Consider the following 15,202-nt stretch of genomic DNA (forward strand, 5'->3'; position numbering starts at 1 on the left):
CGCGCTTGCCTGCGACGTGGCGGAGATGCACGCGATCGCAACGGAGGCCTGCGCTGCCGCGATCGGTGAGACAGGCACCGTGCTTGCGGCACTCGAGCGACATGCGACGGAGGCGGAACGGGCGATGATCGAGCGCCAACTCGCCGCCGCCCGTGAGGCCTGCGCCGAGGGCAACGCAGGCTTTGCGGCAGCGGAGGCAGCGCGGCTCGCGCGGCTCGCCGGCCGGATTGAGGCGAGGGCCGGGGAAGCGCCGCCGATCTGGCCGCAACACAGCACGGGGGTATTCCGATGAGCAAGACTGAGAGGCTTGCCGAGGCCACCGGCGAGGCAGCCCCCTGTGCGAGCCCCTTTTGGTGGCTTCCCTACGCCGTGGGCGGGTTCATGCTCACGCCTTTCGCCGTCTGGGCCGGGCTCTACCTCTCCGGCATCGCTGGACCAAAGAGCGGCTTCGGCACGCCGGAGATGGTGGTCCTGCTGTTTGCCTCGCTGCCGCTCGCGGCCTTCTTCTTCCTCGCCAATCTCGGGCAGATGGCCTCGGCCATGCGCAGCGGGCCAGGGGGCGAGCGCGTGCCCCGCGCCGCACGGCTGATGCCCTGGCTTTCCCTCTCCGTGGGTGCGGGCGGGATTGCGTTGCTCACGCTCCTTGGCCGCGAGAGCGAAGGCATCCTCGCGGTCGGCGTCACGACGGCGGCGATGGTCGCTCTGATGGCGGCGAGCCTCCGGTCCGGCCCAGCCACAGCAAGGCCGTCTCCGCAGGAGACACCGCAAGCCGCGGAGGAGGAGCGCGCCCTCTGGCTCCTCGTCACGCCGCTCCTTGGCGTAGCCTTCCTCGCCCTTGCCTGGTCGCCTGCGGTGATCTTCTACGCCGCGCTGATAGGCATTCCGCTGGCGTTCGTGGCGATCCTCGCTGGCGCTCATGCCGGGCTTGGGGGAGGGTCGCCATGAGCACAGAGGTGCAGGGGCTTCAGCGCGGCCTCGCCCTTCTCGCTGGCGGCGCGCTGCTGTTGCTGATTGGCATAGGCGGCGCGGCTCTTTGGCTCAGACCAGCGCCAGAGAGCCTTGGCCCGACGCTGCCCGCCGGCGTGGCGATCGGCGGGCCCTTCTCGCTGATCGACGAGACAGGCGCTCCGGTGACCGAGAAGACGTATCGCGGCCGTCACATGCTGATTTTCTTCGGTTTTACCTATTGCCCAGACGTCTGCCCGACCGAGCTTGCCAAGATCGCCGCTACGCTCGACCTTCTGGGGCAGGACGCGCAACGCCTCGTGCCGCTCTTCGTCAGCATCGACCCGGAGCGCGACACGCCCGAGGCGCTCGCCCGGTACACCGATCTGTTTCACCCTGCGATCATCGGGCTCACCGGCACGGAGGCTGAGGTCGCGGCCGCGGCGCGCGCCTTCCGCGTGTACTACAACAAGGTGAAGACCGGGCCGGAGCCTGACGCCTACACGATGGACCATTCCGCCTTCGTCTACCTGATGGGACCGGACGGGGGGTTCCGCCAGTTCTTCTCCCCCCAGGCAACGCCCGAGCAGATGGCGGCGGCGATCCGCTCCCATCTCGCCCGCAGCTGAACGACAGGAGACCGACAGGATGACGACACGACGCCTTCTTCTCGCGAGCCTCGCCACCCTCGCCCTGTTCACCGCCATGCCCGCGCGCGCTGAGCCGCTCGTCGTGCACGAGCCCTGGGCACGGGCGGCGCTCGCCGGCCGCAACTCGGCGGCCTACATGACCATCGAGAACACCACCGACACGCTCGACCGTCTCGTCTCGGCGGCAAGCCCGGTGGCACGCGTCGTCGAGCTGCACACCCACATGATGGACGGCGGGGTGATGCGGATGCGCCCCGTTTCGGCGATCGAGGTGAACCCCGGCGAGCCGGCGGTGCTGCGCCCGGGCGGGCTGCACGTGATGTTGATCGACCTCGTCCGGCCGCTGCGCGCCGGCGAGACCATTCCGCTCACGCTTCGGTTCGAGCGGGCCGGCGAGGTGACGGTCGAGGTGCCGGTTCTTCCCGCCGGCGCCTCCGGCCCCGGGCAGGGGCATGGCCACGGGCATGGCGATGGCCAAAGCCACGGGCACAGCCACGGACACGATCAAGGCCATCGCCATCGCAACTGACGGCCGGCGCCACGCCTCAGGCCTCGCGCCCGATCGCATCGGCCCAGTCGAGGATGTCCTGGGCCACCTGCGCGCGCCCGGTGTCGCGCAACAAGAGGTGATAGCCGTCCGCGTAGGAGATGAACCGCTGCCGGCCGGAAGCGAGGCCCGGCAGCCGCGCCCGCAGCGCTGCGATCGCGCGCGGCGGCACGATGTCGTCACGCTCGCCATAGAGGATCAGGGCCTGTGCGTCGAACCGCGGCGCGGCCTCGAGCGCGGCATCCATCAGCCCCACAAGTCCCCACAGCGAATCGATCCGCGTCGCGCGCAGAACCATCGGGTCACGCGCCATCGCACGCAGAGCCGCCTCGTTGTCGGAGGCGCGGATCGCTGGGCTGCCGCCGACGATGCCGAGCGCGGGCACGGTATGCGCGAGGACCTCGAGGATCTTCCGCCCGGTTCGCCCCAGCGTCTCGCCTCCCCACACGGCCGGCGCGGAGAGGACGTAGCCGTCGGCGGGGGGCGGATCGGCCCCCGTGGCGGCGAGGATAAGCACCGCCGCGCCCATGCTCTCGCCGAGCAGGATCAGCCGCCGGCCCGGGTGGCGGGCCCGTATGAGCCGCGCGGCGGCGGAGGCGTCGGCCGCGAGCGTCTCCGCCCCGGCCCAGATGCCGCGCCGGGGCGCGCCGCCGAACCCCCTCTGGTCATGGGCGTAGAGCGCCCAGCCGGCCGAGGTGAACAGCGGCGCCGGGATCTCGAAGGCGCCTCGGTAATCGTTGAACCCGTGCAGGCAGAGGAGGACGCCGCACGGCTCCCCCTCCGGCAGCCAGGCCGAAAGCGGCAGGCGCGCGCCATCCCCCATCACCAGCGCATCGCCCGAATCACGCGGCGGGTGCAGGGCGGGTCCGGCCGGCTCGACGCGCGGCGCGCAGGCGCCGGCGGCAAGCGCGGCGAGCAGCGCACGCCGCGAGAGCGTCGACGGAGCGTCGGTTGATCGTGCCATCACGGCCGCTATCATCCCCCACCCTCGAGAGGACAGGAACCGCCATGCCGTCGCCAGGCGCCGCCCCGGCCCCCGCCGAGACGATCACGGTGTCCGAGACCACGGTCGCCTGCGACGGCGGCGGCGGCGCGCTCGGCCACCCGCGCGTCTTCCTCACCCTGGTCGACGGCCGCGTCGTCTGCCCCTACTGCTCGCGCGTCTTCGTGCTCGCGGCCGAGGGCGCGAAGGCGGTCGGCTGAGCGCGGTGGCGGAGGCACCCCCGAGCCTGATCCTGGTCGACGGGTCGGGCTACATCTTCCGCGCCTTTCACGCCCTGCCGCCGATGACGCGCCCCGACGGCACCCCCGTCAACGCCGTGTTCGGCTTCGTCAACATGCTCGCGAAGCTGATCGCGGAGAACCCGGGGCAGCGCATCGCGGTGGTGTTCGACGCCGGCCGCAAGAGCTTCCGCAACGACATCTACCCGGCCTACAAGGCGCAGCGCCCCGACCCGCCGCCCGAGCTCGTCCCCCAGTTCGGGCTGATCCGCGAGGCGGTTGACGCCTTCGGCCTGCCCGCGATCGAGCTCTCCGACTGGGAGGCGGATGACCTGATCGCGTCCTATACCAGGGCGGAGACTGAGGAGGGAGGGCGCGTCGTCATCGTCTCCTCCGACAAAGACCTGATGCAGCTCGTCCGCCCGGGCGTGACGATGCTCGACCCGATCAAGCAGAGGCCGATCGGCGAGGCGGAGGTGGTGGAGAAGTTCGGCGTGCCGCCCGCCAAGGTGGTCGATGTGCAGGCGCTTGCGGGCGACCCGGTGGACAACGTCCCGGGCGTTCCGGGCATCGGCATCAAGACAGCCGCCCAGCTCATCACCGAGTATGGCGACCTCGAGACCCTGCTCGCCCGCGCGAGCGAGATCAGGCAGCCGAAGCGGCGCGAAGCACTCCTCGAACACGCCGAGGCCGCGCGGATCTCAAAGCGCCTCGTTGCGCTGAACGACCGCGCCCCTCTGCCCTTGCCGCTTGCCGCGCTCGCGCTCAAGGAGCCCGACCGGGCGAAGCTCGCCGCCTGGCTCAGGGCGCAGAACTTCCGCTCGACGCTTGCGCGGCTCGGGCTCGACGGCGGCACGGCGCCGCCCGACCCGGGCGCGGCGGGTCGAGGGAAGCCACCGGCCGAGGCGGCCTCCGCAGCCAACGGAGATGCAGCTCCGTTCGGCCCCTATGTGACGATCACCGACCTTGCGACCCTCGAGTCCTGGATCGCTGAGGCGCACCGCCTCGGCGTCGTCGCCCTCGACACCGAGACCGACAGCCTCGATGCCCAGAGTGCGATGCTGGTCGGCCTCTCGCTCGGGCTCGCGCCCGGCCGCGCGGCTTATGTTCCGCTCAGGCACGCGCGCGCGCGCGATCTCGCGACCGGACCGGCGCCGGAACAGATCGATTTCAAATCGGCCGTCGCGGCGCTTCGCCCGCTGCTCGCCGACCCGTCCGTCCTCAAGGTGCTGCAGAACGCCAAGTACGATCTCGAGGTGCTCGCCCGCGAGGAGAACGGCGGCCTCGCCGTCTCGCCGATCGACGACACGATGCTGATCTCCTTCTGTCTCGATGCGGGCCGCCACGACCACGGGATGGACGAGCTGTCGGAGCGGCATCTCGGCCACCGGCCGATCAGCTACGACAGCGTCACCGGAACGGGGCGCGCACGGATCCCCTTCTCCGAGGTGCCGATCGATCGCGCCACGGCCTACGCCGCTGAGGACGCGGACGTGACCCTCAGGCTGTGGCACGCTCTCAGGCCCAGGCTGCGCGAGGCGCGCGTGCTCGCCCTCTACGAGCACGTGGAACGGAGGCTGATCCCGGTCATCGCGGCGATGGAACGCGCGGGCGTCAAGGTCGATGCCCGCGACCTCAAACAGATGAGCGCCGAGTTCGCTGACCGCCTCGCCGCACTCGAGAGCGAGATCCACGCGCTCGCCGGCCGCCCCTTCACCGTCGGCAGCCCGCAGCAGCTCGGCAAGGTGCTGTTCGACGAGCTTGGCCTTGCCCCGCCCGGCGGGCGGCGTGCGAGGACCGCGACGGGACAATACGCAACCGATGCGGGCGTGCTCGAGGAGCTTGCGGCGCAGCACCCGCTTCCCGCCAAGGTGCTCGAATGGCGGCAGCTCGCGAAGCTGAAATCGACCTATGCCGATGCGCTCGTGCACCAGATCAATCCGCGCACCGGGCGGGTGCACACCTCCTTCGCGATGGCGGCCGCGAGCACCGGCCGCCTCGCCTCGACCGACCCGAACCTGCAGAACATCCCCGTGCGCACCGAAGAAGGGCGGCGCATACGCCGCGCCTTCATCGCCGAAGCCGGGCACGTGCTGCTGTCGGCCGACTACAGCCAGATCGAGCTTCGCCTGCTCGCCCATGTGGCGGAGGTGCCGGCGCTCGCGGAAGCCTTCCGCAACGGCGAGGACATCCACGCCCGCACCGCGGCGGAGGTGTTCGGCGTGCCGATCGAGGGCATGGACCCGCTGACGCGACGCCGCGCCAAGGCGATCAACTTCGGCATCATCTACGGCATCTCCGCCTTCGGGCTTGCCAACCAGCTCTCGGTCACGCCAGGCGAAGCGAAGGCCTATATCGACGCCTATTTCGCCCGCTATCCCGGGATCCGCGACTACATGGAGCGGATGAAGGAGGAGGCGCGGATCAAGGGGTTCGTCACGACCCCGTTCCGGCGTCGGATCTGGATCCCAGGGATAGCCGAGAAGAACCCCGCCCGGCGCGGCTTCGCCGAGCGCCAGGCGATCAACGCCCCGCTTCAGGGCGGGGCGGCCGACATCATCAAGCGCGCCATGGTGCGCCTGCCCGCCGCTCTCGCCGAGGCCGGCCTCTCGGGGCGGATGCTCCTGCAGGTGCATGACGAGCTCCTGTTCGAGGTGCCGGAGGCGGAGGCGGACGCCACAGCCGAGGTGGTGAAGCGGACGATGGAGGGGGCGGCAAGCTTGCGCGTGCCGCTCGTCGTCGAGACCGGCGCCGCCCGGAACTGGGCAGACGCGCATTAGAGGCGCCGCTCAGCGCCTCTCGCGCCGCGCGGCATCGAGCGCGCCGAGAACCGAGACCGCGGGCTCCTCTCCGAGCATCGCCTCGGCGGGCCGGGCGAGGCGCCGTCGCCAGTTCGGATGTTCCGTCACCGTTCCGGGAAGGTTCGGCTGCTCGGTGGTCATGATCGCATCCTCGAGCGGCAGCAGCACGAGCGGGGCGGGGGTTGCGCCGAGAAAGCGCGCCACGGCCACGCCAAGCTGGTGCTCCGCCCGCGCGGGCGGCTCTCCCTGCGCCCAGCCATGGTCGGCGAGCGCCTGCCACAAAGCGCGCCGGTCAGCCGCGCGGCGCGCCTCGGCCTCCGCCGCCGTCTCGCCCGGGGCGAGCAGGCCGAGCCGGTCACGCAACGGGATGTCCGCTCCCTCCCACCAGCCGGCAAGCGTGGGCAGATCGTGCGTCGTGCTTGTGGCAATGGCGTCCGGGCAGTAGCGGCCGGGCGGGGCGAAACCGTCGCCCTCGCGCTCGAAGAACAGAACACGGAGGCCGTGGATCCCGTGCGCGGCGAGCGTCTCGCGGAAGCCTTCCGGAACCGTGCCGAGGTCCTCGCCGATCACCACCGCTCCGGCGGCGGCGCTTTCGGCGGCAACGATGCGCAAGAGGTCGGCAGCCGGAAAGCGGAGATAGGCACCCTCGTGCGGCCGCGCGCCCTCGGGGATGCACCAGATCCGCGTGAGCCCCATCACATGGTCGAGCCGGACACCGCCCGCCTGCGCCATCGCGGCGCGCAACTCCTCGATGAAGGGGGCGAACCCCGCGGCGGCGAGGGGCCCGGGAGCGAAGGTGGTGAGGCCCCAGTCCTGCCCGACGGTGTTGAGCGCATCGGGCGGGGCGCCGATCGACACCCCCGAGAGCAGTGCCGCGGTGCCAGACCAGGCGCGCGACCCGCCCGGGCTCGTGCCGACCGCGAGATCAGCGATCAGCCCGATCGCCATCCCGGCCGCGCGCGCTGCCTTCTGCCCGGCCGCGAGCTGGCGCGCGGCGAGCCACTGCAGGAACGCGTGGAACGACACCTCCTCGGCGTGTTCGGCGGCGAAACGCGCGACCTCTGGCGAGAGCGGGTCGCGAAAAGGGGCGGGCCAGCGGCGCCAGTCCCAGAGCGATGGGTCGCTGCCGAAATGATGTGCGTGCAGCGCCTCGAACTGCGCATGCGCCTCGAGCGTCGCCCCGCCTGCGGCGCAGAAGGCGGCGAACTCGGCCCCGAGCGGGGAAGCGGGGGCGACGGCACGGAAACGGTTGTGCAACGCGCGGAGAAGCGCGAGCCGGAGGGGGATTGCGGCGGCGTAATCGATCAGCGCCAAGGACTCGAGCGACGCCATCTGCTCGGCCACACCGAGGGCGGCGGCGAGCTCCCCAAGCGTGGCGATGTCGGGAAGGCCGCCCGGGTCAACCATCCAGCCGTTCAGCATCGCCCGGTGCGACGGGGAGTAGGGGGAGTAGGCACCCGGATCGGCCGCGAACAGCGCATGCAGCGGGCTCACGGCAAGCGCGTCCGCCCCGGCGGCGGCGGCGGCGCGCGCGAGCCCAGGGATCAGGCCGAGATGGCCAAGCCCGCCATCGCCCGGCGCACGCAGCCCGTAGAGCTGCACGCCGAGCCCCCACAGACGCCCGGACGCAAGCGGCCCGCGATGACAGGAGGAGGGGGCGACGAGAACGCACACCGAACGCCCGCCGAACGCAAGAACCGCTTCACCCAAGGCCGCTGGAAGATGCGCCCTGAAGGCGGCTGTTCCGGCCTCGCTCCGGAACGGTTCGGCAACGCCCTCGCGCGCCGTGCCGTCGGCCGCGATGATCCGCCAGGCGACCGGCGCCGTCGCCTCGGCTTCAGCGAGCGGGACCTCGAGCACCCCGCCCGCCGTTCCGGTGAGCAGGGGCGGGAGATCGCCGCGCCGCGCCGCCTCCTCAGCCTCGGCAAGCGCGGCTTCGGGGCGAGCCGGGTCGACGCCGACGGAGCGGAGGAGAGCGCGGAGCACATCGAGCCCGACCTCGCGATGCTCGCCGCGCCAATCCTGCCAGGTCGTGTCGATTCCGTGCCGTTCGGCGAGGCGCCTGAGCGCCTGGTCGGTGCCGGTCATGGCGCGGGGTGCTTGCGCGTGGCGATCACGAGCGCATGCGCCGCGACGGGGACCTCGACGCAGGGCGGCGCGGGCGCCGCATCCGGGTCGGCCGTGTCGAGCGCGATCGCGAACGGCTCGGGCAGGTGGAAGGTCACGGGAGCGTTGCCCGGATTCATCAGCACGCGGAGGACGTCGATCGCGCCCGCCCCGTCCGGGCCGGCGAGCTGCAGAGCGAAGGCGCGTGCCGAGCGGTCATGCCAGCGCTCGGGCGAAAGCGTCGTGCCGTCCGGGTCGAACCAGGCGATGTCGGGAAGCCCAGGCGCGACCAGCGTGCCATGAAGGAAACGGTCCGACCGGAGCACGGGGTGGGCGCGCCGAAGCGCGGCGAGGCGCGCGACGAACCGCGTCATCCCCGCGCCGGTCTCGGATCCGGCGAGGTCCCAGTCGAACCAGGAGGTCTCGTTGTCCTGGCAGTAGGCGTTGTTGTTTCCGCCCTGGGTTCGCCACGCCTCGTCGCCCATCGCGAGCATCGGCGTGCCGATGGCGACGAAGACGGTCGCGAGCATCGCGCGTGCGACCGCCAGGCGACGCGCCTGGATGGGAGCGCTCCTTGTCTCGCCTTCCGCGCCCCAGTTGCAGCTGTGGTTGTCGTTGTGGCCGTCGCGGTTGTCCTCGCCGTTCGCCTCGTTGTGCTTGCGGGCGTAACTGACGAGGTCGCGCAGGGTGAACCCGTCATGGCTCGTGACGTAGTTCACGCTCGCCCAGGCGCGGCGACCGCCGCGGTCGAACAGATCGGCCGAGCCAGCAAGACGCGCGGCCATCGCCGGCCGCATCCCCTCGTCGCCGCGCCAGAACAGGCGCACGGTGTCGCGGAACCGGTCGTTCCACTCGGCGAAGCCGGGCGGATGGTTGCCGAGCTGGTAGCCTCCGGGGCCGACGTCCCAGGGCTCGGCGATCAGCTTGCGCGTGGCGAGAACCGGGTCCTGCCGCAGCGCGTCGAAGAAGCCCGCGCCGGCATCGAAGCCGTGCTGCTCGCGCCCGAGCACGGTCGAGAGGTCGAAGCGGAAGCCGTCGACGCCATAGACGGTCGCCCAGTGGCGGAGACTGTCCATGACGAGCTGGATCACCCGCGGGTGCGAGAGGTCGAGCGTGTTGCCGGTGCCGGTGTCGTTGATGCAGCGCCGCCTGTCCTCCGGCACGAGGCGGTAGTAGCTCGCGTTGTCGATGCCGCGAAAGGAGAGGGTCGGGCCCTCCTCGCCGCCTTCCGCGGTGTGGTTGTAGACGACGTCGAGGATGACCTCGATGCCGGCGGCGTGCATCGCGCGGATGGCGCTGCGCGCCTCCTCGACCGAGCCGGTCGCGAGATAGCGCGGGTGCGGCGCGAAGAAGGCAAGCGTGTTGTAGCCCCAGTAGTTGGACAATCCCTTCTGCGCAAGGAACGGTTCGTCGGCGAAGGCGTGAACGGGGAGGAGCTCGACGGCGGTTACGCCGATCCGGTGCAGGTGCTCGACGACGGCCGGGTGGGCGAGGGCGGCGAAGGTCCCGCGTTCGGCTTCCGGAACGGCAGGGTGGCGAATCGTCAGCCCGCGCAGATGCGCCTCGTAGATCAGCGTGTCGCGCCACGGCGTGCGGGGCAGAGGCGGCGCCTCGGGCTCGGGGAAGGCGACGACCATCGCTTTCGGCATGAGCGGCGCGCTGTCGCGGCGGTCGGGGATGTGCTCGCCGCCCGCACCCGCGCGGTGGCCAAAGAGCGCATCGCCGTGCTTGAGCGTTCCAACCAGCGCCTGCGCATAGGGGTCGAGCAGGAGCTTCGCCGGGTTGAACCGGTGCCCGGCACGCGGGTCGTAGGGGCCGTGCACGCGGAACCCGTAGACGAGCCCGGGCCCCGCGCCGCGGAGGTAGCCGTGCCACACGCCGTCGGTCCGCTCGGGCAGATCAAGTCGCGCGAGCTCGCGCCTGCCCTCGGCATCGAACAGGCAGAGCACGACGCGCGTGGCGTGGTCGGAAAAGAGGGCGAAATTGACGCCAAGCCCGTCCCAGCGCGCCCCGAGCGGATAGGGAGCGCCTGGCTCGAGACGGTCGGGCAGACGCGTCATCGCGGCCCCACGAGGAACAGCGTCGCGAGCGGCGGCAGGGTGAGCACGAGCGATTGCCCGTGCCCATGCATCGGCACATCCTCCGCGGTCACGGCGCCGCCATTGCCGAGATTGCTGCCGCCATAGAGAGCGGAATCGCTGTTGAGCCGCTCGGTCCAGACGCCGCCGCGGGGAACGCCCACCCGGTAGCCGTGCCTCGGCACCGGCGTGAAGTTCGACACCACGAGAACGGGAGCGTCCGCCGCCGCGCCGAAGCGGAGGAAGGCGAAGATGCTCTGGTCGCGGTCATCGACGACGGACCACGCGAACCCTTCCGGGCGCGTGTCGTTGCGGTAGAGCGCCGGATGGGAGCGCAGGACGGCGTTTAGGTCACCGACCCAGTGCCGCATGCCCGCATGCATCGGATCGTCGAGCAGGTGCCACGGCAGCGAGGCGGCATGGTTCCACTCCTCGGGCTGGCCGAACTCCCCGCCCATGAAGAGGAGCTTCTTGCCGGGGTGGCCCCACATGAAGCCGAGATAGGCGCGCAAGTTGGCGAAGCGCTGCCAGCGGTCACCCGGCATCTTCGCGAGCAGGCTCCCCTTGCCGTGCACCACCTCGTCGTGCGACAGCGGCAGGATGAAGCGTTCGCTGAAGGCGTAGAGAAGCCCGAAGGTGAGCCTGTCGTGGTGCCAGCGCCGGTGCACCGGGTCCTTCGCCATGTAGGCGAGGGTGTCGTTCATCCACCCCATGTTCCACTTGAAGCCGAAGCCGAGCCCGCCGTGCGACGCGGGGGCCGTGACGCCCGGCCAGGCGGTCGACTCCTCGGCGATCACCGTGGCCCAGGGCGCGTGCTCGGCCACCGCCTCGTTGAGCTCGCGGAAGAAGGCGATCGCCTCGAGGTTCTCGCGGCCCCCATAGATGTTCGGGATCCACTCGCCTGGGGGGCGGGAATAGTCACGATAGAGCAACGACGCCACCGCATCGACGCGCAACCCGTCGCAGCCGAAGTCCCGCAGCCAGGTGAGGGCGGACGCGATCAGGAAACCGCGGACCTCGTGCCTGCCGAGATTGTAGATCAGCGTGTTCCAGTCGCGGTGGAAGCCCTCGCGCGGGTCCTCGTGCTCGTAGAGGGCGGTGCCGTCGAACCGCGCGAGCCCGTGCGCGTCGGCCGGGAAATGGGCGGGAACCCAATCGAGGATCACGCCGAGGCCCGCCGCATGCGCGGCATCGACGAAGCGTCGGAACGCCTCCGGCGGGCCGAACCGGGCCGTCGGCGCAAAGAGGCCAATCGGCTGATAGCCCCAGGAGCCGTCGAACGGATGCTCGGTGATCGGCAGGAGCTCGAGATGTGTGAAGCCGAGCTCACGGGCATAGGGAATGAGACGTTCGGCAAGCGCGTCCCACCCGAGCACGCCGCCGTCCTCGCGCCGCATCCACGACCCAGCATGCACCTCGTAGATGGTCACGGGCACTTCCGGCGCGAGCGGCGGCCCGCCCGTGCGCAGATGAGGGGGAAGCGGCCTCGGCACCACGGAGGCAGTGGCCGGGGGATGCTCCGCCTCGCCGGCGCAGGGATCGGCCTTGAGCGGCAGGAGCGCGCCGTGGGCGCCGATGATCTCGTACTTGTAGCGCGCGCCTGGGCCGACATCGGGGATGAAGATCTCCCACACGCCCGCCTCGATGCGAAGCCGCATCGGATGCCGCCTCCCGTCCCAGGTGTTGAAGTCGCCCACCACCGAGACGCGGCGCGCGTTCGGCGCCCAGACGGCGAAGCGCGTGCCGGAGACCCCCTCGACCTCCATGACATGCGCCCCGAGCGCCTCGCCGAGCCGGCGATGCCTTCCTTCGGCGAAGAGGTAGAGGTCCATCGGCCCGAGCAGGGGCGGGAAGGCGTAGGGATCGGCCGTGTCCTGCACGCCCCCCGGCCACTCGATTCGCAGCCGGTATGGCCAGCGGAAGGGGATCATGCCCTCGAACAGGCCTTCGTGCGGCGTCGGCGCGAGCGACGCGAGCAGGCTGCCGTCGACCGCATGGGCGGAGACGGCGCGCGCGCCCGGAACGAGCACCCTCAGCCGCCAGCCGCCTTCCTCCCGATGGGGCCCGAGCAGCGAGAAGGGATCGCCGTGCCGCCCGGCGGCGAGGGCGGCGAGCGCGGGCTCGTCAGTCACGTTGGCGAGCCCGCGACGCCCGCACCCGATGTGCACGCGCGACGTCCCGCCGCGTGACACCGTGCGCCGATCTCCGCTGCCGTTCCGTCGAGCACCCCTCCGCTCCTCATTGCGGCGGGCAGACTAGCCGAGGGTCAGGCGGGCGCGTCAACGCGGCGGGAAATCAGCCGGGGCCGGGGCGACGCGGCGGGCGACGCCAGGCGCGCCGGAGCAGGAGGAAGACCCGGTAGGCGAGTTCGGCGACCGGCGCGACAGGCCGGCTCGCGGCGAGACGGCCGAGCAGGCGGAACCCTGGAAGCGCGCTCCAGATAGCGGCGAAGGCGCGGGCGCCGCTCACGAGCGTTCCATCCGACGCGCGCACATGCATCCGTGCGAGCGCCGCCTCGCGCTCGAGCCCGGGGCCGAGCGCCTCGGGCGGGCAGGACGAGACGTCCACCCACGCGATCGCCTCCGCCCCTGCGCGGCTTCGATAGTGCGCGATCTCGCGCCGGCAGAGCGGGCAGGCGCCGTCGTAGTACACGGTCGCGGCAGGGCGGGTGGTGTCCATGTGCGAGAGGTGGGCCTTGGCCGGCGGTCGCCAAGGCTTGCGCGGCCTCGACCGCACGCCATCTCCGGGGCAGGTCAACGGAACGGACCAGACCATGAATGCCACCACCGGCCATGCGCCGAGCCCGCCCCGGGTCAGCACGCCTGCGTCTGCCCTTCCCGCTTGGCTTGTCGGCGAGCTCCGCTCCGACCATGCGGGCGAGACCGGAGCGGTGATGATCTACCGCGGCATCCTCGCCGTCTCGCGCGACGCCTCGGTGCGCGCCTTCAGCGAGCGCCACAAGGCCACCGAGCAGGGCCATCTCGACCTGCTCGAGGCGCTCCTGCCGCCCGGGCAGAGGAGCAGGCTTCTGCCGCTGTGGCGCATCGCCGGCTGGCTCACCGGCGCGATCCCGGCCCTGTTCGGCCCGCGCGCCGTCTATGCGACGATCGACGCGGTCGAGACCTTCGTCGACCACCACTACCAGGCGCAGATCGACCGGCTCGACGCTGAGGGAATCCACCCCGACATCCGCGCCCTGCTCGAGCACTGCCGCGTCGAGGAGGTGCACCATCGCGACGAGGCGCGCGGGCTGGGCGATGCGCCGCCAGGGGCGCTGTTGCGCTTCTGGTCGTGGCTCGTCGGCGCCGGGTCGGCCGCCGCCGTCTCAGCTGCGCGGCGCCTCTAGATCGCGGATCGCGACCGCGACCGTCACGAGCCCGACGAGAACGACGAGCGCCTCGAGCACGAGCGTGTGCCGCGCGGGCCCAAGCCGCGCGACGACGAGAGCGGCGAGCCGCGAGCCGGGAACGGTCGCCGCACCCAAGGCGAGGCCGAGCAGGACGAGATCGGGCGGCAGAAGGCCGGCCCAGCCATAGCCGATGCAGCGCACGAGATGCATGGCTCCCGAGACGAAGGACTCGGTCGCGAGCAGAGCAGGGCCACAGAAGCCCGCCCCGAGCAGGAGCGGCAGGAGCAGCACGCCCGCACCCGTGGTCATCCCCGAGAGGATCCCCGTCACGGCGCCACCACCGGCCAGCACCGCCGGGTGGCCCAGAACGGCACGGCCGGCGAGAGCGCGCCGAAGCGGCACGGTGACGATGAGGAACGCCCCGACGACGAGATCGGCCATCGGGCCCGGGAGTTCGGCGAAGGCGCCCGAGCCCGCGAGCGAACCGGGCAGGACGCCCGCAAGCACCGGCACCGCCCGGCGAAGCGAGAGCCCCTGCCGGAAGGCCCAGATCCGGCCGGCATTGGTCAGCACCATCGCCACCGCGAGCACCGGCACGGCGATGCGCGCGCCAAGAACGGGCAGGAGATAGGCCGACATCATCAGCCCGGCGCCGAAGCCGGAGAGCCCAGAGAGCGTGCCCGAGACGAGCGCGAGCGCGACCGCCGCGGCCCACTGCCACGGCTCGAGCATCGCCGCCTCAGCCGCCGAGGAAGGCCCCGCCGTTGACGTGGATCGCCTGGCCGGTGACGTAGCGCGCACCGGGGCCGCAGAGATAGCGCACGGCGGCGGCCACCTCCTCCGGCGTGCCCTCGCGGCCGACGAGCGTCTTCCGCCCGGCGCGATGCCCGGGCGCCCCAGGCGTGGCCGACCCGCCCGGGCCCCGGGCGGTGGCGATCATTCCCGGAACGACAAGATTGACGGTGATGCCGTAGCTCGCGAGGTCATGCGCGAGCGCGCGGGTGAAGCCCGCAAGCCCCGCCTTGGCGGTGACGACATGCGCGCGGTGCGGCGCCCCCGTGTGGCCGGTGAGCCCGCCGATGTTGACGATCGTTCCCGCGCCGGAGCCCTTGAGCGCAGCGAGCGCCGCCTTGGTGACGTGGAAGGCGCCGTCGAGGCACACGTCGAGCACCGCGCGCCAGGCGGCGAAGTCCATCTCCTCGAAGGCGACCTCGCGCCGGATCGCTGCGTTGTTGACGAGGATGTCGAGCCTGCCGAAGGCCTCGAGAGCGGTGCGCACCATCGCCGCGGCGGCTTCCGGGTCGGCCACGTCGCCGAGCGCGACGGCGGCGCGCCCCCCGGCCGAGCGGATCGCCGCGGCCACCGCCTCGGCCTCGGCGGCGTTCCGGCGCGCGTTCACCACCACCGCCGCCCCTGCGTCGGCGAGGTCGCGCGCGATCGCCGCGCCGATGTTCCGGCCCGCTCCGGTGACGAGGGCGACGCGCCCTTCGAGCTCGCGCGTCATA

At 71.9% G+C, this 15,202-nt stretch carries 14 protein-coding genes; 7 read left to right on the top strand and 7 right to left on the bottom strand.

Annotation, left to right across the window (positions count from 1 at the left end; translation table 11 throughout):
- The first annotated feature begins 25 nt into the window (after positions 1–25).
- The 4 genes from KO353_RS06835 to KO353_RS06850 are packed head-to-tail and all read left to right on the top strand — an operon-like array spanning position 26 to position 2,124.
- A complete protein-coding gene (locus KO353_RS06835; protein WP_218286954.1) occupies positions 26–292 on the top strand; it encodes a hypothetical protein in 267 nt (88 codons plus the stop codon).
- Entirely contained in the window at positions 289–945 is a 657-nt protein-coding gene (locus KO353_RS06840) for a hypothetical protein (RefSeq protein ID WP_218286955.1), read from the top strand. Before KO353_RS06835 ends, KO353_RS06840 begins: the two co-directional genes overlap by 4 nt.
- Positions 942–1,574 carry an SCO family protein gene (locus KO353_RS06845; protein WP_218286956.1) on the top strand — a complete coding sequence of 211 codons (633 nt, stop codon included), beginning with the start codon at positions 942–944 and terminating at the stop codon, positions 1,572–1,574. Before KO353_RS06840 ends, KO353_RS06845 begins: the two co-directional genes overlap by 4 nt.
- 19 nt (positions 1,575–1,593) lie before the next feature.
- Positions 1,594–2,124, top strand: a complete 531-nt coding sequence (locus KO353_RS06850; protein ID WP_218286957.1) for a copper chaperone PCu(A)C — start codon at positions 1,594–1,596, stop codon at positions 2,122–2,124.
- A 16-nt stretch (positions 2,125–2,140) separates the two neighbouring features.
- Here the strand turns inward: KO353_RS06850 and KO353_RS06855 are convergent, their stop codons facing one another.
- Positions 2,141–3,106 carry an alpha/beta fold hydrolase gene (locus tag KO353_RS06855; RefSeq protein WP_218286958.1) on the bottom strand — a complete coding sequence of 322 codons (966 nt, stop codon included), beginning with the start codon at positions 3,104–3,106 and terminating at the stop codon, positions 2,141–2,143.
- Positions 3,107–3,150: 44 nt separating this feature from the next.
- Here KO353_RS06855 and KO353_RS06860 point away from each other — a divergent pair, with 44 nt between their 5' ends.
- Together KO353_RS06860 and polA are read left to right on the top strand one after the other, a co-directional pair.
- The gene (locus KO353_RS06860; RefSeq protein WP_218286959.1) at positions 3,151–3,345 is read left to right on the top strand and encodes a zinc-finger domain-containing protein; all 195 of its coding nucleotides are present in this window, start codon (positions 3,151–3,153) and stop codon (positions 3,343–3,345) included.
- Positions 3,346–3,350: 5 nt separating this feature from the next.
- Positions 3,351–6,143: a DNA polymerase I gene (gene polA, locus KO353_RS06865; RefSeq protein ID WP_218286960.1), complete on the top strand. Its 2,793-nt coding sequence runs from the start codon at positions 3,351–3,353 to the stop codon at positions 6,141–6,143.
- A gap of 9 nt (positions 6,144–6,152) precedes the next feature.
- Here polA and malQ read toward each other — a convergent pair whose 3' ends face one another.
- The 4 genes from malQ to KO353_RS06885 all read right to left on the bottom strand — a co-directional run bounded on the left by malQ (position 6,153) and on the right by KO353_RS06885 (position 13,027).
- Positions 6,153–8,252 (bottom strand): 4-alpha-glucanotransferase, encoded by a 2,100-nt coding sequence (malQ, locus tag KO353_RS06870; protein WP_218286961.1) that lies wholly within the window; start codon positions 8,250–8,252, stop codon positions 6,153–6,155.
- Positions 8,249–10,330, bottom strand: a complete 2,082-nt coding sequence (glgX, locus tag KO353_RS06875) for a glycogen debranching protein GlgX (RefSeq protein WP_218286962.1) — start codon at positions 10,328–10,330, stop codon at positions 8,249–8,251. The genes malQ and glgX overlap by 4 nt, the downstream gene beginning before the upstream one ends.
- Positions 10,327–12,480: a 1,4-alpha-glucan branching protein GlgB gene (gene glgB / locus KO353_RS06880; RefSeq protein WP_218286963.1), complete on the bottom strand. Its 2,154-nt coding sequence runs from the start codon at positions 12,478–12,480 to the stop codon at positions 10,327–10,329. The genes glgX and glgB overlap by 4 nt, the downstream gene beginning before the upstream one ends.
- 163 nt (positions 12,481–12,643) lie before the next feature.
- Entirely contained in the window at positions 12,644–13,027 is a 384-nt protein-coding gene (locus KO353_RS06885) for a thiol-disulfide oxidoreductase DCC family protein (RefSeq protein WP_218286964.1), read from the bottom strand.
- A 94-nt stretch (positions 13,028–13,121) separates the two neighbouring features.
- Here KO353_RS06885 and KO353_RS06890 point away from each other — a divergent pair, with 94 nt between their 5' ends.
- Positions 13,122–13,694, top strand: a complete 573-nt coding sequence (locus KO353_RS06890; RefSeq protein WP_218286965.1) for a demethoxyubiquinone hydroxylase family protein — start codon at positions 13,122–13,124, stop codon at positions 13,692–13,694.
- Here the strand turns inward: KO353_RS06890 and KO353_RS06895 are convergent.
- Together KO353_RS06895 and fabG are read right to left on the bottom strand one after the other, a co-directional pair.
- The gene (locus tag KO353_RS06895; RefSeq protein WP_218286966.1) at positions 13,674–14,429 is read right to left on the bottom strand and encodes a sulfite exporter TauE/SafE family protein; all 756 of its coding nucleotides are present in this window, start codon (positions 14,427–14,429) and stop codon (positions 13,674–13,676) included. The genes KO353_RS06890 and KO353_RS06895 overlap by 21 nt on opposite strands.
- Positions 14,430–14,436: 7 nt before the next feature.
- Positions 14,437–15,201 (bottom strand): 3-oxoacyl-ACP reductase FabG, encoded by a 765-nt coding sequence (fabG, locus tag KO353_RS06900; RefSeq protein WP_218286967.1) that lies wholly within the window; start codon positions 15,199–15,201, stop codon positions 14,437–14,439.
- Position 15,202: the final 1 nt, after the last annotated feature.

Origin of the sequence: Elioraea tepida (assembly GCF_019203965.1) — a bacterium.
Classification (GTDB): domain Bacteria; phylum Pseudomonadota; class Alphaproteobacteria; order Acetobacterales; family Acetobacteraceae; genus Elioraea_A; species Elioraea_A tepida.